The sequence below is a fragment of the Rhodobacter capsulatus SB 1003 genome, assembly GCF_000021865.1.
GTDB classification, from domain to species: domain Bacteria; phylum Pseudomonadota; class Alphaproteobacteria; order Rhodobacterales; family Rhodobacteraceae; genus Rhodobacter; species Rhodobacter capsulatus_B.
On the sequence record NC_014034.1, the window covers coordinates 2140588 to 2164360 of the forward strand.

The 23773-nt window shown below is 67.8% G+C and carries 23 protein-coding genes and 1 pseudogene; 23 read left to right on the forward strand and 1 reads right to left on the reverse strand.

The annotated features are described in order from the left end of the window. The first annotated feature begins 20 nt into the window (after window positions 1–20). The 21 genes and pseudogenes from RCAP_RS09855 to RCAP_RS09955 form a co-directional block, all read left to right on the forward strand. Window positions 21–461 carry a P27 family phage terminase small subunit gene (locus RCAP_RS09855; RefSeq protein ID WP_013067706.1) on the forward strand — a complete coding sequence of 147 codons (441 nt, stop codon included), beginning with the start codon at window positions 21–23 and terminating at the stop codon, window positions 459–461. After that, a complete protein-coding gene (locus RCAP_RS09860; protein ID WP_013067707.1) occupies window positions 445–2118 on the forward strand; it encodes a terminase large subunit in 1674 nt (557 codons plus the stop codon). The genes RCAP_RS09855 and RCAP_RS09860 overlap by 17 nt, the downstream gene beginning before the upstream one ends. Continuing rightward, complete coding sequence (locus RCAP_RS09865) at window positions 2115–3395, forward strand: phage portal protein (protein ID WP_013067708.1); 1281 nt, start codon at window positions 2115–2117, stop codon at window positions 3393–3395. The genes RCAP_RS09860 and RCAP_RS09865 overlap by 4 nt, the downstream gene beginning before the upstream one ends. Window positions 3396–3398: 3 nt before the next feature. Further along, window positions 3399–4310 (forward strand): S49 family peptidase, encoded by a 912-nt coding sequence (locus RCAP_RS09870; protein WP_013067709.1) that lies wholly within the window; start codon window positions 3399–3401, stop codon window positions 4308–4310. Window positions 4311–4442: 132 nt separating this feature from the next. After that, entirely contained in the window at window positions 4443–5789 is a 1347-nt protein-coding gene (locus RCAP_RS09875) for a phage major capsid protein (RefSeq protein ID WP_023911500.1), read from the forward strand. 54 nt (window positions 5790–5843) lie between these two features. Beyond that, a complete protein-coding gene (locus tag RCAP_RS18500) occupies window positions 5844–6404 on the forward strand; it encodes a hypothetical protein (protein WP_013067711.1) in 561 nt (186 codons plus the stop codon). Then, on the forward strand, window positions 6404–7336 hold the full coding sequence (locus tag RCAP_RS18505; protein ID WP_013067712.1) for a head-tail connector protein: 933 nt from the start codon (window positions 6404–6406) through the stop codon (window positions 7334–7336). The genes RCAP_RS18500 and RCAP_RS18505 overlap by 1 nt, the downstream gene beginning before the upstream one ends. Further along, window positions 7333–7836, forward strand: coding sequence for an HK97-gp10 family putative phage morphogenesis protein (locus RCAP_RS09895; protein ID WP_013067713.1), 504 nt, complete (start codon window positions 7333–7335; stop codon window positions 7834–7836). The genes RCAP_RS18505 and RCAP_RS09895 overlap by 4 nt, the downstream gene beginning before the upstream one ends. Next, a complete protein-coding gene (locus tag RCAP_RS19610; protein ID WP_013067714.1) occupies window positions 7836–7985 on the forward strand; it encodes a hypothetical protein in 150 nt (49 codons plus the stop codon). The genes RCAP_RS09895 and RCAP_RS19610 overlap by 1 nt, the downstream gene beginning before the upstream one ends. A 3-nt stretch (window positions 7986–7988) precedes the next feature. Then, entirely contained in the window at window positions 7989–8357 is a 369-nt protein-coding gene (locus RCAP_RS09900) for a DUF3168 domain-containing protein (protein ID WP_013067715.1), read from the forward strand. Window positions 8358–8367: 10 nt separating this feature from the next. Then, the gene (locus RCAP_RS09905; RefSeq protein ID WP_013067716.1) at window positions 8368–8808 is read left to right on the forward strand and encodes a phage tail protein; all 441 of its coding nucleotides are present in this window, start codon (window positions 8368–8370) and stop codon (window positions 8806–8808) included. A 5-nt stretch (window positions 8809–8813) separates the two neighbouring features. Beyond that, a complete protein-coding gene (locus tag RCAP_RS09910; protein WP_013067717.1) occupies window positions 8814–9170 on the forward strand; it encodes a hypothetical protein in 357 nt (118 codons plus the stop codon). A 77-nt stretch (window positions 9171–9247) separates the two neighbouring features. Further along, complete coding sequence (locus RCAP_RS09915) at window positions 9248–9484, forward strand: hypothetical protein (RefSeq protein WP_013067718.1); 237 nt, start codon at window positions 9248–9250, stop codon at window positions 9482–9484. Between the two features lie 50 nt (window positions 9485–9534). Next, window positions 9535–12414: a phage membrane protein gene (locus RCAP_RS09920; protein WP_013067719.1), complete on the forward strand. Its 2880-nt coding sequence runs from the start codon at window positions 9535–9537 to the stop codon at window positions 12412–12414. Then, window positions 12411–13349, forward strand: coding sequence for a hypothetical protein (locus tag RCAP_RS09925; protein ID WP_013067720.1), 939 nt, complete (start codon window positions 12411–12413; stop codon window positions 13347–13349). The genes RCAP_RS09920 and RCAP_RS09925 overlap by 4 nt, the downstream gene beginning before the upstream one ends. Beyond that, a complete protein-coding gene (locus tag RCAP_RS09930; protein ID WP_013067721.1) occupies window positions 13349–14293 on the forward strand; it encodes a pyocin knob domain-containing protein in 945 nt (314 codons plus the stop codon). The genes RCAP_RS09925 and RCAP_RS09930 overlap by 1 nt, the downstream gene beginning before the upstream one ends. Next, window positions 14293–14787 (forward strand): DUF4376 domain-containing protein, encoded by a 495-nt coding sequence (locus RCAP_RS18510; RefSeq protein ID WP_013067722.1) that lies wholly within the window; start codon window positions 14293–14295, stop codon window positions 14785–14787. Before RCAP_RS09930 ends, RCAP_RS18510 begins: the two co-directional genes overlap by 1 nt. Window positions 14788–14848: 61 nt before the next feature. Continuing rightward, window positions 14849–15169, forward strand: a complete 321-nt coding sequence (locus RCAP_RS09940) for a phage holin family protein (RefSeq protein WP_013067723.1) — start codon at window positions 14849–14851, stop codon at window positions 15167–15169. 1 nt (window position 15170) lies between these two features. Beyond that, a complete protein-coding gene (locus RCAP_RS09945; protein ID WP_013067724.1) occupies window positions 15171–15845 on the forward strand; it encodes an NlpC/P60 family protein in 675 nt (224 codons plus the stop codon). Between the two features lie 18 nt (window positions 15846–15863). Continuing rightward, on the forward strand, window positions 15864–16211 hold the full coding sequence (locus RCAP_RS09950) for a hypothetical protein (protein ID WP_013067725.1): 348 nt from the start codon (window positions 15864–15866) through the stop codon (window positions 16209–16211). Window positions 16212–16391: 180 nt separating this feature from the next. Further along, a pseudogene (locus RCAP_RS09955) lies at window positions 16392–16721 on the forward strand (DNA adenine methylase); the annotation flags it as partial. Between the two features lie 44 nt (window positions 16722–16765). On the opposite strand, the gene RCAP_RS09960 reads toward RCAP_RS09955, so the two are convergent. Beyond that, entirely contained in the window at window positions 16766–17041 is a 276-nt protein-coding gene (locus tag RCAP_RS09960) for a hypothetical protein (RefSeq protein WP_013067727.1), read from the reverse strand. Window positions 17042–17822: 781 nt separating this feature from the next. On the opposite strand from RCAP_RS09960, the gene cas13a reads away from it, so the two are divergent. Together cas13a and RCAP_RS09970 are read left to right on the forward strand one after the other, a co-directional pair. Further along, window positions 17823–21680, forward strand: a complete 3858-nt coding sequence (gene cas13a, locus RCAP_RS09965) for a type VI-A CRISPR-associated RNA-guided ribonuclease Cas13a (RefSeq protein WP_013067728.1) — start codon at window positions 17823–17825, stop codon at window positions 21678–21680. Between the two features lie 456 nt (window positions 21681–22136). Then, window positions 22137–23687, forward strand: a complete 1551-nt coding sequence (locus RCAP_RS09970; RefSeq protein WP_013067729.1) for a hypothetical protein — start codon at window positions 22137–22139, stop codon at window positions 23685–23687. Window positions 23688–23773 lie beyond the last annotated feature (86 nt).

Here is a 23773-nt window from a genome sequence, read left to right on the forward strand (position 1 = left end):
GAGAGGAACACGAGGGCGGCATGCGCGGCGCGAAAGGCACTCTGAGGATCGTCACCCCGATGAAGGGCGAAGACGAGGCCATTCCGGCGCCGCCCGACTTCATGAGCGCGGATGCGCGCGAAGTCTGGCTGCGGCTTGCCCCGCAGCTGGTCCGGCTCAAGCGGCTCGAGCCGCATTATCACGAGCTCTTCGCGGGCTATTGCGAGGAGGTCGCAGTCTATATCGCGATGACGCGCGATATCGGCGCGAACGGCGTGACCTATGAGACCGGCGCGGGGCGCAACGGCAACCAGAAGCGCACCCGCCCCGAGGTGCATCTGCGCAAATTCGCGCTGGAGGGAATGATCCGGCTCGGCGCGCTTTTCGGGCTCTCGCCGATCGACGAGAAGCGGCTCGGCGCGGCAAGCCAGGGCGATCTCTTCGAGGATCTGATGCGGGCGGTGAATGCGCCATCCGCTTGATCACCCGGTCTCGCGCTATGCGACCGATGTGATGGAGGGGCGGATCGTGGCGGGCGAGCTGGTGCGGCTGGCCTGCGCGCGCCATCTGCGCGATCTCGACACCGGCGCCGAACGCGGGCTTTACTTCGACTGCGCCGCCGCCGACCGGATCATCAATTTCGCGCGGATGCTGCAACATACGGTCGGCCCGATGGCGGGCAAGCCGCTGGAGCTGCAGCCCTGGCAGGTGTTCCGGCATGGCTCGGTCTTTGGCTGGAAGCGCGAAGGCTCGGGCGTGCGCCGGTTCCGCTCGACCTATCACCAGGTCGGCAAGAAGAACGGCAAGACCACCGATACCGCGGTGCCAATGCTGTTCACCCAGCTTCTGGACGGCGAGGCGGCGCCGCAGGGCTTTTGCGCGGCGACGACGCGCGATCAGGCGGGGCTTCTGTTCAAGGAGGTGGGGCGGATCGTCAAGCGCTCGCCGGTCCTTTGCAGGATGATGCAGACGATGCGCCACGAGATCGTCACGCCGCGGGTGGACGGGGTGATCAAATGCCTCTCGCGCGACGGCGATTCCAGCGACGGGATCAACCCGAGCTTTCTGGCGCGCGACGAGATGCACCGCTGGACAGACCGCGAACTGGCCGAGACCATCGTCGAGTCGATGATCGCGCGGGCGCAGCCGATCGACTGGGTGATCACCACCGCGGGCCATGACCGCCATTCGCTCTGCGGCGAGCTGCGCGGCTATGCCGAGGGCGTGCTGCGCGGCGCGATCACGGACGACGCCTTTTTCGGCTTCGTCGCCGAGCCGCCCGCCGATTGCGACCCGCTCGATCCGGCCTTCTGGCCGATGGGCAATCCGAACCTCGGCGTGTCGAAGCCGATCGGGAAGATGCACGAGGCGGCCTCGAAAGCGGCGGCGATCGCCGCCTCGATGCCGAACTTCAAGCGCTTCCACTGCAACCTCTGGACCGAGGGCGAACAGATGTGGATCGCGCGCGAGAGCTGGGATCAGGGCGCGGCCGATGCGCCTTTCGATCCCCGCATGCTTTACGGCCGCGACGCCTGGGTGGGGGTGGACCTGTCGAACAAGATCGACACCACGGCGATTGTCGTCGCGGTGCCGCTCGACGGGCTGATCTACCTGATCGCCTACACCTTCCTGCCTGCCGGGCCGAAGGGCTTCATCGTGCGGGCGCAAAAGGAGAAACGGGAATATGTCGCCTGGCGCGACCAGGGCTGGCTGGAGGTGCATACCGGCGGCGCGATCGACGAGGCGCAGATCGAGGCGCGGATCGGCTGGATCGCAAAGACCTTCGCGGTGCAGGAGATCGCCTATGATCCCTGGGGCATGAAGTACATGGCCGACCGGCTGGCGAAGCGGCGCCTGCCGATGGTCGAGCACCGGCAGGGCTTTGCCAGCATGTCAAACCCGATGAAGCGGGTCGAGGAGCTGGTGGCGCAAAACCGCCTCCGCCACGGCGGCAATCCGGTGCTCGCCTGGCAGGTGGGCAATGTGCACCGCGACGAGGACGCGGCCGAGAACATCAAGCCGAACAAGAAACGCTCGACCGGGCGGATCGATGCCGCGGTGGCGATGATCATGGCGGTGGGACGCGCCGCCGCGGGCGAGCGCAGGCGCAAGCAAGCAAGAGGGGTGGAGACATTATGAACCTGCGCGGTCTTCTGGGCCTTGGCGCCCGTGCCACGCTGCCCGCCGCGGCGCGGATCGAACCGGCGCTGTCGGGAATGGCGGCAGCGGGCGCGGCCGCCCTGCCCGTCTCGCAGGATGCGGGCTGGCGGGAGTTCGGGATCGCGGGGGCAAGCCGGGTGCGCAGCCTGCCGCGGGTGACGCCCGATCTGGCGCAAAAGCATGCGACCGTGGTGGCCGCCTGCACGGTGATCGCGGGCGATCTGGCAAAGCTGCCGCTCGGCGTGTTTCAGCGCGCGGGCAGCGGGCGCGAGATCCGGCTGCGCGACCATCCGCTCGATCACCTGCTCAATGCCGAGGCCGCGCCCGGCGTGCCCGCCCATGTGATGCGCTTCGCCATCGGCTATGCCTTCACCCTGCGCGGCCGCGGCTTTGCCTTTGCGCCGCGCGACGGCGCGGGCGAGGTCACGCTGATCGAGGCGATCCGGCCCGATCACTGCACCGTGCTGCGCGCCGGGCGCGAACGCTATTACGAGTTCGAGGACGGCGCGCAGGTGCTCCGCCGCGTTTCGGGCCGGGTGATGGCGCATCTGCGCTACATGGCCGAGGACGGCTGGACCGGGCGCAGCCCGATCGAGGTGGCGGCCGAGACGCTGGGCATTGCGCTCGCCCGTCAGGAGGCGGCGGCGCGGCTGGCGGGTGGCAAGGGTTTCAAGGCGGTGGCGAAGCTTGAGGATTTCGGCGCCGATGACGAGACCTGGCAGCGCGCGCGGGCACGGCTCAAGGCGGCGATGGCCGAGGATGCCGACGAGGGCGTGCTGATCATCGGACAAAGCGACGACATCAAATCGCTTGGCCTCTCGGCGGCGGATCTGGAGCTGCTGGCCTCGCAGAAGTTCGACCGCGAACAGATCGCGGCGCTTTACCGGGTGCCGCCCGCCAAGCTGCAGATGCTCGAATACGGGGTGAAGGCGAACGGCGAGCAACAGGCGCTGGATTACAAGGCCGAATGCCTGACGCATTGGGGCCGGTTCCTTGAATCGGGTCTGGGCCAGGGGCTGCTCAGCGCGGCCGAGCGCCGCGCCGGGCTGTTCCTGCGCCACCAGTATGACGCGCTGCTGATGGCAACGACAAAGGAACGCTACGAGGCGATCACCAAGGCGGTGGGCGGGCCGATCCTGACGCCGAACGAGGGGCGCGCGATCGAGGGCAAGGACCCGATCGCGGGCGGCGACGTGCTTTATCCGCCGCCGAACATGACCCGCAAGGACGGCGGCGCAACGGACAAGGAAGGCTGAGCGATGGGCAGAACGGTTCGGGAGGTGCTGGCCGCGGGCGGCGGGCTGATGGCGCTGGACACGGCGCGGGCCGCCGAGCTTCTGGCGACGGCCTGGCCCGCGGCGGCGGCAGCGGCAGAGCCGCAGGCCTCGGCGGGCGATCTGACGCGCTACACGCGCGAGCCGGGCCTTGCGGTGATGCCGGTGCGCGGCCTGCTGACGCCGAATTCGGCGCTTCTGGAACGCTATCTGGGCTGGGCGACCTATCGCGGCATCGCCGAGGCCTGCGCCGATCTGGCCGCCGATGATGCGGTGTCGGCGGTGGTGGTCGAGTTCGACACGCCGGGCGGCTACACGCTTGGCATCGAGGATGCGGTGACGGCGCTGCGCGATCTGGCGGCGGTCAAGCCCGTCCATGCGCTGGCCGCGCCGCTCGCCGCCTCGGCGGGCTATTGGCTGGCCAGCCAGGCGCGCGAGCTGGTGATGACGCCCCGCGCGGCGGTGGGATCGATCGGGGTGGCGGTGACGGCGGCGGCCAATGTCGCGCCGGGGGCCGCCTCGGGGGTGCAGCTCTTCGATTTCACCTCGCGCCATGCCCGGGCAAAATGGCCCGATCCGGCGACCGAGGACGGCAAGGCCGAGATCCGCCGCGGCCTTGACCGCACCGAGGCGCGGTTTCACGCGGCGGTGGCGGAAGGGCGCGGCATCGCGCCCGAAGATCTGGCCGCGCGGCTTTCGGTCAGCGACGATCCCGAAGATGGCGGCGCGGTCTTCGAGGCCGCCGAGGCGCTGGCCCGCGGGCTCGCCGACCGGATCGAGACCCGCGCTGCCTTTTATGCCCGGCTGCGGGCCGCCCATGCCCCCGCCCCCCGCAAGGGTCTGGCGCGGGGGGCGCGGGCGCTGGCCGCCGCGGCCCGGGCGAAGGCCCGTCTCTAAGACATCCCGGCGCAAGCCCGTCTTCAAGACATCCCGGCCCCGGCCGGTGTGAGCCCGCGCGCGGTGGCGGCGGAGAATGTGGCCGCGCGCCCGGCGCCGCGGCCTTGGATCCCGGACTCTCGGAAAGGAAGAATGATGACGATCGATGATCTGCGCCGCGCGCGAAAGGCGGCGGCGGACAGCATGTCCGAAAGGGCCGAGGCGCTGGCCGCGCTGGAAGCGGCCGAGACGCCCGATGCGGCGGCGATCAGCGCGGCGGAAACCGCCTTTGAGACGGCGCAAGGCGCCTTCGAGGCCGCCGACAAGCAGGTGAAGCGCGCCGAGGCGGTGGAAGCCGCAAAGGCCGCCGCCGCGGGGCCGGGCGACACCGATCCGGGCGCGACCCCGGGGGCGAACCTTGGGGCGGGCGCGGCGGCGGGGGCGGGGGCGGCTGCTGTGCCGAAAGACCCCGCCCACAAGGGCATCGAGGTCGGGCTGATCGTCGGCGCGCTCGCGGCGCAAAAGGGCGATCTGGGCCGCGCCGTCGCCCAGCTGGACCGGGCGGGCTTTGGCCAGGTCGCGGCCGCGCTCAACGCCACCGATGCGACCGCGGGCGGCGTGACGGTGCCGCGCCCGCTGGCCGCGGATCTGATCGAGATGCTGCGCCCGCGGGTGGTGATGCGCCGCGCCGGGGCGCGGGTGGTGCCGATGCCCGCGGGGCAGCTGCGCAAGGCGCGTCAGGCGGGCAGCGCCAGCGCGGGCTATGGCGGCGAGACCGTGGCGCCGCGCGCCAGCGCCCCGGGCTTCGATGCCGTCGACCAGAGCTTCAAGAAGCTGCGCGCGCTGGTGCCGATCTCGAATTCGCTGCTCTCTTATTCCTCGCTGCAGATGGGCGCGCTCGTGCGCGATGATCTGCTCAAGGTGATGGGCGCGCGCGAGGATCTGGCCTTCCTGCGCGGCGACGGCACCAACGAGGCGCCCAAGGGCGCGCGCAACTGGATCCCGGCGGGGCATTGGCTGGGCGCGGTGGCGGGCACCGACGCGCTGGCGATCGACAAGGCGCTGCGCAAGCTCGTCTCGCTGGTCGAGGATGCCAATATCCTGATGGTCACGCCGGGCTGGATCATGCGCCCGGGGGCGAAGAACTTCCTGGCCGCGCTGAAGGATCTGCATGGCAATGCGCTTTACCCCTCGATCGACGCGCGCGGCGAGCTGATGGGATTTCCGATCCACACCACCACCCAGCTGCCCAACAACCTTGGCGCCGGGGCGAACGAGACCGAGGTGATGTTCGCCGATTTCTCCTATCTGGTGATCGGCGAAAGCGGCCTGTTGCGGATCGCGCAATCGACCGAGGCCGCCTATCTCGACGCCAATGGCGAGATGCAATCGGCCTTTGCCAATGACCAGACGCTGATGCGCGCCATCGCCGAGCATGATTTTGCCCCCGAACATGAGGTGGCGATCGCCGGGCTGCAGGGCATCGGCTGGGCGCTGTGATCCCCCCGGGCCGCGCCCGGTCGCGGCCCGGTCCCTGATCGGAAAGGAACAAACATGGCCAGGCTGGTCACGGTAAGATTTCTGCGGGGCTCCGCGCCCTACAACACCGGCGAGATCGCCGGGTTCGAGGCCCAAGTCGCGCGCGCGCTGATCGCCAGCGGCGCGGCCGAGGCGGTGAAGGCCGCGCCGCTGGCGCCCGATCCCGCCGCCGGGGCCGGGACCCGTCAGCGCGTGGTGCTGACCTTCCTCGCCGCCGCGCCGCCCTATCATGCGGGCGATGTGGCGGGCTTCGATCCGCTTGAGGCCGCGGCGCTGGTGGCCCGGGGCAAGGCGGTGCCGCTGACCACCAGGACCGGCGCCGGGGAAGAGCCGGGGGAGGATGAGGCCTGCGACACGGAAGAACCGGGCGACAATCCCGCCGCCGATCCCGGCGACGATCCCGGTGCGGACTGCCCCGATGACGGGATCGACGACGACGCGGCCGAGCCGGATTTCCTGCTCGTCGACCATGACGACGACGGCAACGACCATGACCATGACGACGACGGCGCAGCCGAAGACCTTGACGACGACGGCGAAGACGGCGCTCCGCCGGTGCAGGGGCGCGCGGGCTGATGCGCGTTCTGGGACCGGTCCCGGGCGCGGTCAGCGTGGCGGAGTTCAAGCGCGCCACCCATATGGACGAGGGGACCGAGGACGATGCCGCCCTCGCCGCCTGTCTGGCGGCGGCGCAAAGCCTGGTCGAACAGGCGACGAACCGCCCGCTCGGCCCGCGCGAGGTGGAGATCACGCTGGAGGCGGTGCCCGGCCTGCGGCGCTGGTGGTTTCCCTGCGCGCCGGTGCTGTCGGTGGCGCAGGTGGTGGTCGAGACCGAAACGGGGGCGCAGGCGTTTGACCCGGCGCGCTGGCGGCTGCGCCTCGCCCATGACGAGCCGCAGATCGACTTTGCCGCGGGCGCGCTGCCCTCCAGCGCCGCCCCCTGCCCCGTCAGCATCACCGCCACGGTCGGCGCCGATCCCGAAAGCCCGGCGCTCCTGCCGCTGCGCCAGGCGATCGTGCTGATCGCGCGGGACTGGCACGCGGCCGGAATCACCATCGCAGGCGAGGCGGCCAGCCCCGGTGCGCTCTCCTTCGGCGCGCGCGCGATGCTCCGGGCACGCCCGCTATCTGCGCCCGCGCGTGATGGCGTGCGGGCTTTCGGGGGGCTGAGAATGGGCGAGCGCCTTGACACAAGGGTGACGATCCTGCGCCCGCGGATCGGCGATGACGGGCTGAGCCGCTGCTTCACCGGCTGGGAAGAGCTGGCGACCCTCTGGGCCAGCCTGCGCGAGACCGCGGGTGACGAAGCCGCCGCCGCCGGGCAGATCGAAACGCGCGGCGGTGCCAGGCTGCGCCTGCGCGCCTCTCGCCGCGCCCGCCAGATCACCGCCGCGGACCGGGTGCGGGCGCGCGGCCAGCTGTGGGAGATCCGCGGGATCTGCGCCCCCGCTGCCGGGCTGATCGAGCTCTCCCTTGCGGCGATCATGATCGGAAAGGCGGCGGGATGACCGGCACGGTGAAGCTGGAAGGGCTGCGCGACCTCGAACAGGCGCTGGCGCAGATCGAGAAGACCGCCACGGCGAAAGCGGTGATGCGCCGCGCGCTGAAGACCGCCGCCCGGCCGGTGGCGGATCTGGCCGCGGCGCTCGCCCCCGAGGGGCCGACCGGCAAACTGAAGCGCTCGATCAGCATCAGCACCAAGCTCAGCAAGCGCCAGCAGCAGGCGAACCGCAAGCTGCAGGCCGAGGGCAAGGCCGCGGTCGAGATGTTCCTCGGCCCCGATTACAAACAGGCGGGCAATCACGCCCATCTGGTGGAATTCGGCACCAAGCCGCACCGCAACCGCGGTCAATTCGCCGGAACGCAGCACCCCGGCACCGCACCCCGCCCCTTCCTGCGCCCCGCCTGGGAGGCCGAGGGCAGACCCACCCTCGATCGGCTGGGCAAGACGCTCTGGGGCGAGATCGAAAAGGCGGCGCGACGCGCGGCCGCAAAGGAGAAGGGCTGATGGAACAGGAAAAGGCGCATCCCGATGATGTGGTGAAGCTGCTCGCCGATCTCGCCGCGCAGCATGGCTACCGGCTGGTCGGGGTCGAACTGGTGGCGCGCAAGCCGCTCGGCGCCGCGCTGCCGCGTCACAGCTACAGGATCTTCTGATCCATGGAAGAGAGCTTTCGCGCCGCGCTGCTGGCCTCGGGCGCGGTCACGGCGCTGACTGGCGACCGGATCGATTTCGGCGCCAACCCGCAGGACACGGCCTGCCCGCGCCTCGTGCTCTGGACGATCTCCGACACCGGCGGGCTGCTCCTCTCCGGCCCCGATGGCATTTCCCGCGGCCGGGTCCAGGTCGATTGCTACGGCGAGAGCTATGGCGCGGCCAAACGCCTTTCCCGCGCCGTGCGCGCCGTCCTGGATGGCTACAGCGGCGGCGGGTTTCAGGGCGTCTTTCACGCGGGCACGCGCGATTCACAAGACAGCGAGGCCCCGTTCCGGGTCTCGCTCGATTTCATCACGGTTTTCACCAGCTGAGGAGGGCCGCATGGCCAACAGTCAAATCATCGCTTACGGCGCCACCGTCGAGCGCTCCACCGATGGCGTCGCCTGGACGGCAATCCCCGGATGCAAGGGCATCGCCATCCCCGCGCCGAGCACCGATTACATCGATGCCACCTCGCTCGACAGCCCGAACGGCTTCAAGGAATACATCCGCGGCATGCGCGACGCGGGCGAGATCTCGGTGCCCTGCGGCTATACCGCCGCGGGCTACGAACAGCAGATCGCCGATTCCCTCCGCGACGAGCCGGTTTACTACCGCACCACCCTCAAGCCCGCCCCCGGCCAGAAGACCGGCGATGTCTTCCAGTTCCGCGGCTTCCCGACCCCGCAGGTCGAGGGCAACGACGTCACCGGCCTGATCGCCATGACGATCAGCATTCGCGCCACCGGCAACGTGACCTGGACCAAGGGGACGAAGGCATGACCGGCATGACCAGCTTGCGCGGCGCGGTGCCCTTCGCCGGGGAGCGGTATTTCCGGCTCTCCACCAATGCCCTTGTGCGCTATCAGGACGCCGCGGGCGAGACCCTGCTCGAGGCGATGGCCGCGCTGGAACAAAGCCCCGGCGACACGCGGCGCATCCGCCGCATGGTCTGGGCGGCGCTCTCCCATGAGGGCCTCACCGAGGAAGCGGCGGGCGATCTGATGGACGAGATCGGCCAGACCGAAGCGGCCCGGCTTCTGGGCGAGGCGATCCGCGCCGCCTTTCCGCAGGCGGGCGCTCCGGGGGCGGAGGCCGCAGACGCCGGGGGAAACGGGGCGAGCCGGAAGAAACGGATCCCCTGAACGCGCTGCTGCGCGCCTGGCTTGAGGCCGGGCAGGATTATCCGGGCTTTTGGGATCTGACCCCGCGCGAGGCGGTGATGATCCTGCGCGGTGCCGCCGCGCAGCGCCGCGCCGAGATCGAGACCGCCCGCGCCCTCAATCACCAGCTCGCCGGGCTCGTGGCCTTTGCTGTCCACGATCCGCAACACCTGCCGGAGTTCCGGCCGGACGACACCGCCGCCGCCACCGCCGCCACCGCGCAGGGCGCGCGCGAGGTCGATCATGAACGGGTCCGGGGCGCGCTGATCGCCATGGCGCTGCGCCCCGGGCCCTGATCTGCAAACCCGGCCGCCTGCGGGCGGCCCTGTCTTTTCGGGGAATGCCCATGTCTGCCTCTGCAGTGATCGGCGCGCTGCGCGTCAATCTCGGTCTCGACAGCGCCAGTTTCCAAAAGGGCGTCGCCAGATCGACGGCCTCGCTCGGCACGCTCAAGGGCGCGGCCATGGCCGCCTCGGCCGCGGTCTCCGCCATCGGCGCGGCGATCGGCGGCCCGGCCCTGGCCGCGATCGTCACCGCGGCCGCGCGTTCCGCCCGCGAGATCACCCGCCTGTCGCAGGTCGCGGGCGCCTCGGCGCAGGAGCTGCAGCACTGGTCCTTCGGGGCGCGGACGGTGGGCATCGAACAGGAAAAGCTCGCCGATATCCTCAAGGACGTGAACGACAAGGTGGGCGATTATCTCTCCACCGGCGGCGGCGCGATGGCGGATTTCTTCGAAAAGATCGCGCCCCGCGTCGGCGTGACCGCGCAGGCGTTTCGCGATCTTTCGGGGCCGCAGGCCTTGCAGCTTTACGTGTCGAGCCTGGAGAAAGCGGGCCTCTCGCAGGCGGAGATGACCTTCTACATGGAGGCCATCGCCAGCGATTCCACGCTGCTGCTGCCGCTTTTGCGCGCCAATGGCGCAGAAATGGCCCGCTTGGGCGAGAGCGCCTCAAGCTTTGGCGCCGTCCTCGGGACCGATGCGATCACCGCGCTGCGCGCGGCCGAGCGGGCGCTCGACGACATTTCGGTCGTCCTTGAGGCCACACGCAACCGCATCGCCGCCGATCTCGCCCCGGCGGTCGAGGCGATGGCGCGCGCCTTCGTCAATGCCATGCGCGAGGGCGGGTTCCTGCGCGGGGTGATCGACGGGCTGATGGCGGCGCTGCCGCATCTGACCGCCTATGCCGCCGCCTTCACCGCCGGGCTGATCGCCTGGCAGGCGGCCGCGATCGCCGCGCGTCTGGCCACGATGGCGCTCTCGGTCTCCATGGCCGGGCTGCGCGCCGCGATCGCCGCCACCGGCGTCGGCGTGCTCGTCGTCGCCATGGGCGAGCTCGGCCTCGCCATCCTCGATGCCGTGCGCAAGGCTGGGGGCTTTGCCGCCGCCTGGTACAAGCTCAAGGCGAAGTTCTTCGAGGTTCTGCGCGACATGGCCGGGGGATGGGTGGAGTTCACCTGGGCGCTTGCCGACGGCATGAATGATCTGTTCGGCACCCGGCTGATGGGCGCAGATGCGGGGATCACGCAAACCCTGCGCGACCTGCAGATCGGGGCGGAAGACGCCGCCGCGGCCGCGCAGGAGGTGGCCACGGCCGCCACCGAGGCCGAGGTCACGCTGACAGGTCTCGGAAGCGCGGGCTCCGGCGCCGGAAAGAAGCTCAAAAAGGGCCTGACCGAGGCGCAAAAGGCGGCGCAGGAGTTCGCCGATGCGCTGCGGGACGGGTTTCGGTCCTCGGTCGAGGGCGCGGTGGACTGGATGCTTGACGGGTTTCAGGGCGGCTTCAAGGGTCTGGTCAGCCTTGCCCGGGACGCGCTCAAGCAGGTCGTGGCGCTCTTTCTCAAAAACCGGATCACGCTCTCGCTCGGCCTTGGCGTCAGCGGCGGCGCCGCCACGGGGGCAGCGGCGGGCGCGGCCGTCTCCGGGGCGGCGGCGGGCGGCTTTGCGGGCCCGCTCGGCCTGCTGGGCACCGCGGGCAGCTTTCTCGGCGCGATCGGCTCGGGCGCGGCGGGGCTCGGCACCGCGCTTTTCGGGGCGGGCGGCGGCCTTGGCGCCGCGGGCACCTATCTCTCCTCGGTCGTCGGCAGCGCGACGAGCAGCCTCGGGCCGTTCGGCGCCGCCATCGGCGCGGCGCTGCCGATCCTCGCCGGGGTGGGCGTGGTCTTCTCCTTCTTCAAGAAGAAGGTCACCCAGCTTGACGCCGGGCTGCGGCTGACCGTCACCGACATGGACACGCTGGTCGAGACCTTCAGCAAGACGAAGACCTCGCGGTTCTGGGGGCTGTCGAAGAAGACCCGCGAGACCTTCACCGAAGCCGGTGCGGCGATTGCCGACCCGATCGAGGCCGCGGTGGCCGGGATCGTGGGCGGCGTCGCGGACATGGCCGACACCCTCGGCATCGCCGGGCGCGACGCGCTGAAAGGGTTCTCGACGCAGATCAAAATCTCCACCCACGGGCTCTCCGACAGCGAGGCGCAAGAGGCGATCCGGGCGGGGTTCACGCAGCTGTCCGACGAGCTGGCGCGGATGATCCTGGCCGCGGGCGAAGGTGTCAGCGGCAATCTCTCCGCCTTCACCTCGGCCTTCGCGCGCCGGGGCGAGAGCGCCAGCGAGACCCTGACCCGGCTTTCCTCGGCGCTGGCCACGGCCAATGCCTGGCTCGACCGGCTCGGCAAGACCGCCTATGACACCTCGCTGGCGGGCGCCGATGCGGCCTCAAAATGGGCCGGGGCCTTCGGCGGCCTTGAGGCCATGTCCGAGGCCGTCGGCAGCTATTACGCCGGGTTCTACAGCCCCGCCGAACGCCTCGCCCAGGCGCGCGAGGAGCTCTCGCAGGCGCTGGCGGGGCTCGGCATCGACGCCCTGCCCGGCTCGCGCCAAGCCTTCCGGCAGCTGATCGACGCCGCCTTTGCCAGCGGCGACAGCGATCTGGCCGCAAAGCTGATCCAGCTGGCCCCGGCCATGGCCGAGATCACCGATCAGGCCCAGGCGCTGACCGCGGCGCTGAAGGATCTCGACACCCAGTCGCTTTATCGCAGCGGCGCCGAGGCGCTTTATGCCGCGACCTCGGAAGGCCATCGCCGCCGCCTGACCGGCGCCGATGCCACCGTGCAGGGGCTGCTCGCCGAGGTGGTGCGCGCGATCCGCGAAGGCGACATCAACAATGCCCGCCTCACCGCCCGGCTTCTGGCCGTGCAGGAGCGCATGAGCCTGGACCCCGCGCGATGAAGATCCTGACTCCGATTGCCGTCACCGATGCAACGCTCATCTCCTGCTCGATCCCCGAGACGGATTTTCCGCGCTGGAACGCGCAGACCACCTATCCCCGCGGCGCCTTCGTGATCAGCCCCGCCACCCATACCGTCTATCGCGCGCTCCAGGGCGACAACACCGGCCATGATCCCGATCTCGAACAGGCAGCGCTCGCCGATCCGCTGATCGACGACCCCGATCCGGTCTTCTGGCAGGTGATCGGCGCCACCAACCGCTGGCGGCTTTTCGACGGCAAGCCCTCGGTTCTGGCGCGTGCCGCCGAGATCATCCGCGTCACCCTCGCCCCGGGCGTGGCCGTGGGCGGCGTCGCGGGCTTTGGCATCAGCGCCGCCGAGATCCGCGTGACGATGACCGATGCCGGGGCCGTGGTCTACCGCCGCGCGATCGCCATGCAGGACGAAACCGTCGTCAGCGACGGGCTGGGCTATTATGTCGAGCCGATCACCGAGCTCTCCGAATTCGTCCTCACCGATCTGCCGCCCTATGCCGCCGCGCAGATCACCATCGAGGCCATCCGCCGCGGCGGGCAGGTCAGCGTCGGGCAGATCGTCCTCGGCCCGGTCTGGGCGCTCGGGCGCCCGGTGATCGGCGGCACCGGGTTTCAGGGCGTCGATTTCTCCTATGTCAAACAGGACGATTACGGCGATCTGACCACCGTGCGCCGCGCCGCCACCCGGCTCAGCACCTTCGAGACCTGCCTGCCGAACGCCCGGCTGCTCGGCTTTGACACCCGCATGCGCAGCCTGCGCGGCGGCACCGCCGCGGTCTGGATCGGCTCGGACGATCCCCGCAAGGCGGCGATCAACTACGGATTCTATCGCAGCTACCGCGCGGCCTATCAGACCGACGCCTGGTCGCTGATCTCCATCGAAGTACAAGGAATCGTCTGATGGCAAAACCCGCCAAACCGACCGTCCCGCCGCCGCCGCTGCGCTCCAACCCGGAGACCTTCAGCGCGCGCATGGAGGCCTCGCTCCTGTTCTGGAAGACCTTCGCCGAGTATCTCGACGCGCTTGGCGACCATGCCGAGACCCAGGCCGATGCGGCGCTGGCCGCGGCCCTTGCGGCGGGCGCCGGGACCGGACTTGCGCTGCGGGGCAATGGCGGCAAGCTGATGGCCGTCAATGCCGGGGCAACCGCGCTGGAATTCCTGACCGCCTCCGGCGCCGGAAAGGCGATCCTCGCCAATGCCAGCGCCGCCGGTCTGGCGCTGGCGAGCGACGCGGATGCGGCCGCGCAGCGCGCCACGCTCGGCCTTGGCACGGTCACCGCCCTGGCCGAGGCGGTGACGGATCTGAGCGCGATCACCCGCTCGGGCTGGAACCGCTTCGCCGCCGCCCAGACCGCCAACACCCCCTTTGCGACCGGCGCGGGGATGGTGCTGACGATCTTTTACGACGGCTCGGCCGCGGTCCAGCTGGTCTGGGGCCACAACAAGGGCGAGAGCGACACCGGGCAATGGATCCGCTGGCGTGCCGCCAGCACCTGGGGGGGCTGGGTGCGGCTGCATGGCTCGCAGACCGAGATCAACGGGCTGATCGGGGCGCTGGCGCTGGGGGTCGCGCAGTCCTGGCAGGATGTCACCGCCGCCCGCCTCGCCGGAACCAATTACCAGAACACCACCGGGCGCCCGATCGCGGTCAGCATCACCACAGGCGGCACGACGGCGAACACCGCGCTTTATCTGGGCGTCGCGACCCCCGCCAACATCCTGATTGCCGCAACCGGGACCGGCTCGACCCTGCGGATCATGTCGCATCAGGCCATCGTCCCCGCGGGGCATTATTACCGGTTCGAGGGCGCCGCGCCCGCAACCTGGGCGGAGCTGCGCTGATGGAACACGGCTTTTTCCACCCCGCCCACGGCTACTGGCAGACCACCGGCACGCCCACCCCCGAGATCCGCGCCGCCTATCCCGAGGGCACGGTCGAGGTGCCGCTGCGCCCCGGGGCCGATCATCTCTGGACCGGCGAGGGCTGGGAACCGGCCCCGGCGCGGCTCTCGGTCGATCAGGCGCTCGCCAATCTCAAGGCCGCGCGCGACGCGGCCATCGCCCGCGGCATCGAGGTCGACGGGCTGCGCCTGCAGACCGACGATCTGAGCCAGAGCCGCCTCACCGCCGCCGCCCTTGCCGCCCAGCTCGATCCGACCCTGACCCTGCGCTGGAAGCTTGCGACCGGGGAGTTCGTCGCGCTGAGCGCGCCGCAGATCATCGCCCTCGCGCTGGCCGTGCGCGCCCATGTGCAGGCCTGTTTCGACCGCGAAGCCGATCTGGCCGCGCAGATCCGCGCCGCCGCCGACCCGGCCGCGGTCGCCCTCACCTTCTGATGCCCTCGGGCGCCGTCACCGTCACCGCCCGCCGGGCGGCAAGCCGCGAAAGGGCAGGATCATGAGCGATGCAAGGGGCCTCGTAGAGCTCGTCGATGCCATCTGGGGCGGGGCCGTCACCACGATGGCGGCGGCGCTCGCCGGGCGGCTGATGTGGCATTCGACCGAGGTGCGGGCGCGCAAGCGCCGCTTCCTGAGCCGCGAGCTGCTCTGGGAGCTGCCCGTCGCGGTCGGCATGGCGATCATCGGCGAGGCGGTGGCGGCTTATTTCGAGCTCGGCCGGACCGTGACCACCGGCGTCGTCGCAACGCTCGCCTATCTCGGCCCGCGCGGCGCCCAGGTGGCGCTGACCCGGGTCTTCTTTCACAACAAGGAGTCGTGAGATGACGACAGACTGGCGGGCCGCGCAGCTGCGGCTCCGGGCGCTCGGCTTTGAGCCGGGGCCGATCGACGGGCTTTGCGGGCCGAAGACGAAAGCCGCGATCACGGCCTTCGGGCGCAGCCGCGGGCTGTCGGCCGAGCCCGGTTTCGGGCCGGTCATCGCGGCGCTGATGGGCGCAGATGCGCCCTGCCCCGACCTTCCCTGGATGGCCGAGGCGCTGCGCCTGAAAGGCCTGCACGAGCGGCGCGACACCACGCGGCTGCGCGCCTGGCTCGATCCGGCGGCCGGGGCGATCGACCCGCGCGCCATGCCCTGGTGCGGCGCCTTCGTGGCAAGCTGCCTGCGCGCGGCGCTGCCCGGGGTGATCCTGCCCGACACCCCGCTTGCCGCCCGCGCCTGGAGCCGCTTTGGCGATCCCGTCGCGCCGGTCTTCGGCGCGGTGCTGGTCTTCTGGCGCGGCGCCCCCTCCGGCTGGCAGGGCCATGTCGGCTTTTGCCGCGGCGAGGATGCGGGGGCCTATCACGTCCTCGGCGGCAATCAATCCGATGCCGTCACCGTCACCCGGATCGCCAAGACGCGCCTGCTCGCGGCGCGCTGGCCCGCGGGCGTACCCGTCACCGGGCGGCCGGTCCGCCTCACCACCAAAGGCCTCGCCCTCTCCAGCAACGAAGCCTGAGCCAACACGGAGACCCCGATGACCGACACCCTCCTCGCCACGATCCTCGCGCAGATCGTGCTGCCGATCCTCGCCACGATCACCACCGCGCTGATCGGCTGGGCGGCGGCAAAACTGCGCGCCCGCTGGGGCATCGAGATCGAAGCCGCGCAGCGCGAGGCCCTGCATCAGGCGCTGATGACCGGCGCGCAGCTCGCCCTGACCCGCCGCGGGCGCCGCGACGACGGCCGCGATCTCGACCTCCTCGCCCGGGATGCTGTCGCCTATGCCCAGACCTCGGTCCCCGATGCCATCCAGGCCCTCGCGCCACGCGACGGCGTGCTGAAAAATCTCGCCGCGGCCAAGATCGCGGCCCTGAGCCGGTGAGATCGCCCGCCGGGACACTTCTGTAAAGAGTGACGTTTTGGCCTCTTGGGAGGCCAGAGGGGGCGCCAACCCCCTCCGACACGGGGACACCGCTAAGCACCCCCGTCGACCAGCCAAAGCTCATGGCCGCTCCCCCCTCGCGAGGGAGGGCCCTTGGAACATATTCAGATGATGGAGTCCATGATTCCCGTCGCGCCGGTGGCCCCTGCGGCACCCTGGCTCGGCGGCAAACGCAACCTGGCGAAACGGATCTGCACGATCCTCGACGAAACCCCCTGCCGGACCTATTGCGAGCCCTTCGTGGGCATGGGCGGGATCTTCCTGCGCCGCCGCGCCCGCCCGCGGGCCGAGGTGATCAATGATGCGGGCCGCGACATCGCGAACCTGTTCCGGATCCTGCAGCGGCATTATCCGCAGTTCCTCGAAATCCTGCGCTTCCAGCTGACGGTCCGCAGCGAGTTCGAGCGCCTGCTGGCGACCCGGCCGGACACCCTCACCGATCTCGAACGTCGCATCCAGGATCGGCTCCAGCGTTTCGGCGATTGCCCCATGAATTATGCGGTCCCATGAATTATGCGGTCGGCGATCGGCGGGATCATCAACCGCCTAGTGCCGCCCTTGCGCTTGGGAATGTCGACGCGGCGGCAGGGGCCTTGCTGCCAGCCGCCCGCGCGCAATGCCAGCGCAAGATCGCGCAGAGATGCGGTGGCCCCTTGGGCAAAGGTGGCGATGGTGACGCCGTCACCCCCCGCCGCGCCGCCGTTTTGCTGGACCTTGAGCCATGAGGCCTGCAGGGTCTCATATTCCGTGGCCTTGAAAAACAGGTCCATCTTGCCCCCGCCACATCTTCCGTGTCCTGCGCCCCGTTGCGCCAGACTGCCGCCGAAGTCCAGCCGGTGCAACCTTGCTGTTGCCGCACCTCCGTTTGCATTGGGTTCCCGCCGTCATCTTGGCGGTGATGTGAGGCTTACCCCATACCCAAGAAAGGAACATCATGGGTTCAGTCCGCCGTCGTCTTGGCGGTGATGTGAGGCTCTCCCAGCATACCAAACCGCTGGCGACCATCAGGTTCAGTCCGCCGTCGTCTTGGCGGTGATGTGATGCACAGGAGAGACCGATGAAAATCACGGCCTTCGGTTCAGTCCGCCGTCGTCTTGGCGGTGACGTGAGGCACCTAAACAAGAGGTTCTACGATGCCGAAAGGGGTTCAGTCCGCCGTCGTCTTGGCGGTGATGTGAGGCTCAGGTCCCGCAAGCCATTGAGACGCCAAGATCTTCAAGCAGGGTTTCGGAACCCTGGACGATCAAGGCCGTATTTTGAGACCTTTTTTGCATTTCCGCGCCGCTCCAGTGGCAATTACTCTTTCCGTGTCAGTGTATTGCGCGTTTTCTGAACCCTCCTTGCCGAATTTCCGACCCGATGCCGCTGCAGGCGGCGGGTTTCGGCAAGCCTAGGCGAAGTCCGATGCGATGGCTACAGGCTTTGTCGCGCCCCGAACGTCGAAAACCGGGCAGATGGTGCGGCAAATCGGCCCGGCCCAACGGAACTGTTGCGAATGGGCTTGACGGCTTGCATCCTTGCCTTGGTGGGTTTTGTGCTGGGGGCGCGACAATGCAGATTGGCAAGGTTCAAGGGCGGACGATCAGCGAATTCGGCGATCCGGCGGGGGGGCTCAAACGCAAGATCAGCACCGATGGCAAGAACCGCAAGGAGCTGCCCGCTCATCTGTCAAGCGATCCTAAGGCGCTGATCGGGCAGTGGATTTCCGGGATCGACAAGATCTATCGCAAGCCCGACAGCCGGAAGTCGGATGGTAAAGCGATCCATAGCCCGACCCCATCCAAGATGCAGTTCGACGCGCGTGACGACCTTGGCGAGGCGTTCTGGAAGCTGGTGTCAGAGGCGGGGCTGGCGCAAGACAGCGACTACGATCAGTTCAAACGCCGACTGCACCCCTATGGTGACAAGTTCCAACCTGCCGACTCCGGCGCGAAGTTGAAATTCGAAGCGGATCCGCCCGAGCCACAGGCGTTCCACGGGCGCTGGTATGGCGCGATGTCGAAACGCGGGAATGATGCCAAAGAGCTTGCTGCGGCGCTTTACGAGCATCTGCATGTCGATGAAAAGCGCATTGACGGGCAACCAAAGCGGAACCCCAAGACCGACAAATTTGCGCCCGGCCTGGTGGTGGCGCGGGCATTGGGGATAGAGAGTTCGGTTCTGCCGCGCGGCATGGCGCGGCTGGCGCGGAATTGGGGCGAGGAGGAAATTCAAACCTATTTCGTGGTCGATGTAGCGGCTTCGGTGAAGGAGGTGGCGAAAGCCGCAGTGAGTGCTGCGCAAGCGTTCGACCCGCCGCGACAGGTGAGCGGACGATCCCTGTCGCCAAAGGTCGGCTTTGCCCTTGCCGAGCATCTGGAGCGCGTGACCGGATCGAAGCGCTGCTCTTTCGACCCCGCTGCGGGGCCCAGCGTGCTGGCGCTGCATGACGAGGTGAAGAAAACCTACAAGCGCCTTTGTGCGCGCGGCAAGAATGCCGCGAGAGCGTTTCCCGCCGACAAGACGGAGCTGCTCGCCCTGATGCGGCATACGCATGAAAACCGGGTGCGCAACCAGATGGTCCGGATGGGGCGTGTGTCCGAATATCGGGGACAGCAAGCGGGCGATCTTGCGCAGAGCCATTACTGGACCTCGGCCGGACAGACCGAAATCAAGGAATCCGAGATCTTTGTTCGGCTGTGGGTGGGGGCCTTTGCGCTGGCCGGGCGGTCGATGAAGGCCTGGATCGACCCGATGGGCAAGATCGTCAATACCGAGAAAAATGACCGTGATCTGACCGCCGCGGTCAATATTCGGCAGGTGATCTCGAACAAGGAGATGGTCGCCGAGGCGATGGCGCGGCGTGGCATCTATTTCGGGGAAACGCCCGAACTGGACCGACTGGGTGCCGAAGGGAACGAGGGCTTTGTCTTCGCGCTGTTGCGCTATCTGCGCGGTTGCCGGAACCAGACCTTTCACCTTGGTGCCCGGGCTGGTTTTCTCAAGGAAATCCGAAAAGAACTGGAAAAGACCCGGTGGGGAAAGGCGAAGGAGGCAGAGCATGTCGTCCTGACGGACAAGACAGTCGCCGCGATCCGCGCCATCATCGACAATGATGCAAAGGCGTTGGGGGCGCGCCTGCTTGCCGATCTGTCCGGTGCTTTCGTGGCGCATTATGCATCGAAAGAGCATTTCTCGACACTTTATTCCGAGATCGTCAAAGCGGTGAAGGATGCGCCCGAAGTCTCCTCCGGGCTGCCGCGGCTCAAGCTATTGCTGAAGCGGGCAGATGGTGTGCGCGGTTATGTGCATGGCCTGAGAGACACACGCAAACATGCATTTGCCACCAAGCTGCCCCCGCCCCCCGCCCCTCGAGAACTTGACGATCCCGCGACGAAGGCGCGTTACATCGCCCTGTTGCGGCTTTACGACGGGCCATTCCGCGCCTACGCTTCTGGCATTACCGGAACGGCGCTTGCCGGACCTGCCGCGCGCGCCAAGGAAGCGGCAACCGCGCTGGCGCAAAGCGTGAACGTCACGAAGGCGTATTCCGACGTAATGGAAGGGCGCACGAGCCGGTTGCGCCCCCCGAACGATGGCGAAACGCTGCGCGAATATCTCAGCGCCTTGACCGGCGAAACCGCGACCGAGTTCCGGGTGCAGATCGGGTACGAGTCCGACTCGGAAAACGCCCGCAAACAGGCGGAATTCATCGAGAACTATCGCCGCGACATGCTTGCCTTCATGTTCGAGGATTACATCAGGGCCAAGGGCTTTGACTGGATATTGAAGATCGAGCCGGGCGCGACGGCGATGACCCGCGCGCCCGTCCTGCCCGAGCCGATCGATACGCGGGGCCAATACGAGCATTGGCAAGCGGCGCTCTATCTGGTGATGCATTTCGTTCCGGCCAGCGATGTCTCGAACCTGCTGCACCAGTTGCGCAAATGGGAGGCGCTTCAGGGCAAATATGAACTGGTCCAGGACGGTGACGCCACGGATCAGGCGGACGCGAGGCGCGAGGCGCTTGATCTCGTCAAGCGCTTCCGCGATGTGCTGGTGTTGTTCCTCAAGACCGGCGAGGCCCGGTTCGAGGGCCGCGCAGCGCCTTTCGATCTGAAGCCGTTTCGGGCGCTCTTTGCCAACCCGGCCACCTTTGACCGGCTCTTCATGGCCACACCCACAACCGCGCGCCCTGCCGAAGATGACCCCGAGGGGGACGGTGCGTCCGAGCCGGAACTGCGTGTCGCGCGCACCTTGCGCGGTTTGCGCCAGATCGCGCGCTACAACCATATGGCGGTTCTGAGCGATCTTTTCGCAAAGCACAAAGTGCGGGACGAAGAGGTGGCCCGCTTGGCCGAGATCGAAGACGAGACGCAGGAAAAGTCACAGATCGTGGCAGCCCAGGAACTGCGCACCGACCTGCACGACAAGGTGATGAAGTGTCACCCAAAAACGATTTCCCCCGAGGAGCGGCAAAGTTACGCTGCGGCGATCAAGACCATCGAGGAACACCGGTTTCTGGTCGGACGGGTCTATCTGGGTGATCATCTGCGCCTGCACCGGTTGATGATGGACGTGATCGGACGCCTGATCGACTATGCCGGGGCTTATGAACGTGACACCGGAACTTTCCTCATAAACGCGAGCAAGCAGTTGGGAGCAGGCGCCGATTGGGCTGTCACCATCGCAGGGGCAGCCAATACCGACGCGCGCACCCAAACCCGCAAAGACCTTGCGCATTTCAATGTGCTTGACCGCGCGGATGGCACGCCAGACCTGACCGCTCTGGTCAACCGGGCGCGCGAGATGATGGCCTATGACCGCAAGCGCAAGAATGCGGTGCCGCGCTCGATCCTCGATATGCTGGCACGACTTGGGCTGACGCTGAAATGGCAGATGAAAGATCACCTTCTGCAAGACGCGACGATCACTCAGGCCGCCATCAAGCACCTCGACAAGGTCAGGCTGACAGTTGGCGGGCCGGCGGCGGTGACAGAGGCCCGTTTCAGCCAAGACTACCTCCAGATGGTGGCGGCCGTCTTCAATGGCAGCGTCCAGAATCCAAAGCCACGCCGCCGGGATGACGGGGACGCATGGCACAAGCCCCCCAAACCCGCGACCGCGCAAAGCCAGCCAGATCAAAAACCGCCCAACAAGGCACCCTCTGCGGGCTCCCGTCTTCCGCCCCCGCAGGTGGGGGAAGTCTACGAGGGCGTGGTGGTTAAGGTGATCGACACCGGATCTTTGGGGTTTCTTGCTGTCGAGGGCGTTGCGGGGAACATTGGCCTGCACATTTCCAGGCTGAGAAGGATCCGCGAAGATGCCATCATCGTCGGGCGGCGCTATCGGTTCCGGGTGGAAATCTATGTCCCGCCGAAAAGTAACACGTCGAAGCTGAATGCCGCCGATCTGGTGCGGATCGACTGAAAATGAGGGTTCAGGTTCAGAACATGTCCAGCGCCATGAAATATATGGATATAATTCGAATTTTGCGTCCGGATACCGTGCGGATGGGCGAGAAAATTCAGGCATTTGTCGTCACCCTCCGAAACCTCGCCGCGGATCTCGATTGATTTCAGGGCGCTCCAGTGGTAAAGGAGCACATCACCGCCAAAATGACGGCGGACTGAACCTAAGACGGGGACAGTCGACCAGAAACCCCAAGGAGCACATCACCGCCAAAATGACGGCGGACTGAACCTGCCGGGTCTCATTGAGGATAAGGGCAATCGTGGAGCACATCACCGCCAACATGACGGCTGGGGATGGCGACTTGCGGCAATCAAGACCTCCGCTCCGATGCCATCGGTCGCAGCCCCTGCCTTTGCTTGTCAGCCCGCAAGCCCCGCCTTAGGCTGAGGCCGAGCATTTCAAGGAGGCCGCATGCTGTCGCCGCAGATTGCATCCCACCCGGTAGCCGAGCACAGCCTGTGCGTTTTTTACGAACTCGACGGAATTGATCCTGCTGGCTGGACCGGCCCCCGCTTCGGCAATCTGACCCGAAACCCTGGACAAGGTATCCCCGCCGATCAGAAAGCCGCGCTGCAGGGGCGTTATGCCGAAGATGCGCTTTGGGAAGCCGACGAAACCCTTTCGGCGGGTGACGATTTTCATGCGCATCTGCAGGAATTGCTGTCGGGCGCGCGCCCCGACTTGGTGAGGTTCCATCGCCTGACCGAGAGGGGCCACCGCTTTCTCTCGACGGCCTGCCTTTATGAGAAGACAACACCGCCCGCAGACCGGATCGCCAAGCGGCTGCGACTGAGCCTGACGTCAGCCGCCAAAGAACGCATTGCTGCGGCGGGTGTCGTGCCGGGCGAACTGGGCCTTGAGGTCGAAAGCCTGTCGCTTGCCCTTTTCATGACCGCGCAGGGGCTGGCTTTGTGCCGCTTCGTCGTCGACCGCGAGGATGGCGCCCCACTTTCCGCGGTCGAACTGCTCGAGGCCACGGTTGCGCTTTCCCGCCTGAACGAGGTGCGATGGATCGACAAGAAGGCCAAAACCCCGATCGAAGCCCCAGCGTTTTCAATGGCGGCCTTGATCGGGCAGATGGTGTTTGGCAGCCGGTCACAAGCCGAGGTGTCGCGTCGGCTGTCGTCGCATGCGATGGTGCGCTTCGACGCCATCTTGCCGATAACGGACCGCGACCGGTACGCGCTGATGCTGGCGCGGCATTACACGACGGATTACCAGCTTTCGCCCGATATCGGGCGCGTCGAATGGGTCAGGGATTTCGAGACAGTTCGACACGCCATTGCGCTGGAGGGGGCCGCAACGGTGATCGGCCCGACCGAAGGGGCGCCGACCCTGACGGAATTTCTGAGAAATTTCCGGACATCGACCTTCGATCGCCATTATCTGCCGATCGCGATCCTGGCGCTGCACGAGCGTGCCTTCCTCGTTGCCCGAACCGCGGCCTCAATCATGTCCGCGGCGGAGATGCTGGATGCGCAGAAATCCCTGCGTCGGTTGGCCGAGTTGCGCGAAGCGGCGCTGGTGCTCCGTCTGTGCTACCGGTTCTCGGAACAGAGCCATATTTCGATGCACAATGCGGTCAACCTTGCCTGGCGCAAGGTGTTGCGCCTCGACGAGATGCTGGCCGAACTCGACGACAGCATCCGCGATATCGCCGATCATCTGGAGCGGATCCACCGGCGTGCGCAGGAGCGGAAATTTGCCGGCGTGGCGATCATGGGCGGCGCCATCATCGCCGGCTTCTCGACCTTCTCGATCGTGAAGGATCTGTATGATCTGTTCAAGGCATCGCAGACTTACGGGTGGATCGGGGTGTGCGTCGGGGGCATCGCGCTGATCGGGGTGGCGGCCTTTGCCCATCGGAAAAGCGCCGTGTTTGGCGCCCTCGATCAGGACTGCTCCAAGAATTACACCGTCCATGCGATGTTGGAAAAGATGACGCGCCGCAGCAAGGACTGAGCGAAGACCCGCGGTTCGGCCGGATAAACTCCTTTCTCTGCGGACGTGTTTAAGCCTTACGCAGCCTTCCCCCAACGAGGGGCCGG

Bases quoted from the DNA above. Each gene is read 5' to 3' on its own strand.
- RCAP_RS09945 (WP_013067724.1), top strand. From the start codon at position 15,171: ATGACGACAGACTGGCGGGCCGCGCAGCTGCGGCTCCGGGCGCTCGGC.
- RCAP_RS09895 (WP_013067713.1), top strand. From the start codon at position 7,333: ATGACCGGCACGGTGAAGCTGGAAGGGCTGCGCGACCTCGAACAGGCG.
- RCAP_RS09860 (WP_013067707.1), top strand. From the start codon at position 445: ATGCGCCATCCGCTTGATCACCCGGTCTCGCGCTATGCGACCGATGTG.
- RCAP_RS09855 (WP_013067706.1), top strand. From the start codon at position 21: ATGCGCGGCGCGAAAGGCACTCTGAGGATCGTCACCCCGATGAAGGGC.
- RCAP_RS09970 (WP_013067729.1), top strand. From the start codon at position 22,137: ATGCTGTCGCCGCAGATTGCATCCCACCCGGTAGCCGAGCACAGCCTG.
- RCAP_RS09930 (WP_013067721.1), top strand. From the start codon at position 13,349: ATGGCAAAACCCGCCAAACCGACCGTCCCGCCGCCGCCGCTGCGCTCC.
- RCAP_RS09870 (WP_013067709.1), top strand. From the start codon at position 3,399: ATGGGCAGAACGGTTCGGGAGGTGCTGGCCGCGGGCGGCGGGCTGATG.
- RCAP_RS09925 (WP_013067720.1), top strand. From the start codon at position 12,411: ATGAAGATCCTGACTCCGATTGCCGTCACCGATGCAACGCTCATCTCC.
- RCAP_RS09960 (WP_013067727.1), bottom strand. From the start codon at position 17,041: ATGGACCTGTTTTTCAAGGCCACGGAATATGAGACCCTGCAGGCCTCA.
- RCAP_RS19610 (WP_013067714.1), top strand. From the start codon at position 7,836: ATGGAACAGGAAAAGGCGCATCCCGATGATGTGGTGAAGCTGCTCGCC.
- RCAP_RS09950 (WP_013067725.1), top strand. From the start codon at position 15,864: ATGACCGACACCCTCCTCGCCACGATCCTCGCGCAGATCGTGCTGCCG.
- RCAP_RS09900 (WP_013067715.1), top strand. From the start codon at position 7,989: ATGGAAGAGAGCTTTCGCGCCGCGCTGCTGGCCTCGGGCGCGGTCACG.
- RCAP_RS18500 (WP_013067711.1), top strand. From the start codon at position 5,844: ATGGCCAGGCTGGTCACGGTAAGATTTCTGCGGGGCTCCGCGCCCTAC.
- RCAP_RS09905 (WP_013067716.1), top strand. From the start codon at position 8,368: ATGGCCAACAGTCAAATCATCGCTTACGGCGCCACCGTCGAGCGCTCC.
- RCAP_RS18510 (WP_013067722.1), top strand. From the start codon at position 14,293: ATGGAACACGGCTTTTTCCACCCCGCCCACGGCTACTGGCAGACCACC.
- RCAP_RS09920 (WP_013067719.1), top strand. From the start codon at position 9,535: ATGTCTGCCTCTGCAGTGATCGGCGCGCTGCGCGTCAATCTCGGTCTC.
- RCAP_RS09865 (WP_013067708.1), top strand. From the start codon at position 2,115: ATGAACCTGCGCGGTCTTCTGGGCCTTGGCGCCCGTGCCACGCTGCCC.
- RCAP_RS09915 (WP_013067718.1), top strand. From the start codon at position 9,248: ATGATCCTGCGCGGTGCCGCCGCGCAGCGCCGCGCCGAGATCGAGACC.
- RCAP_RS09910 (WP_013067717.1), top strand. From the start codon at position 8,814: ATGACCAGCTTGCGCGGCGCGGTGCCCTTCGCCGGGGAGCGGTATTTC.
- RCAP_RS09940 (WP_013067723.1), top strand. From the start codon at position 14,849: ATGAGCGATGCAAGGGGCCTCGTAGAGCTCGTCGATGCCATCTGGGGC.
- cas13a (WP_013067728.1), top strand. From the start codon at position 17,823: ATGCAGATTGGCAAGGTTCAAGGGCGGACGATCAGCGAATTCGGCGAT.
- RCAP_RS09875 (WP_023911500.1), top strand. From the start codon at position 4,443: ATGATGACGATCGATGATCTGCGCCGCGCGCGAAAGGCGGCGGCGGAC.
- RCAP_RS18505 (WP_013067712.1), top strand. From the start codon at position 6,404: ATGCGCGTTCTGGGACCGGTCCCGGGCGCGGTCAGCGTGGCGGAGTTC.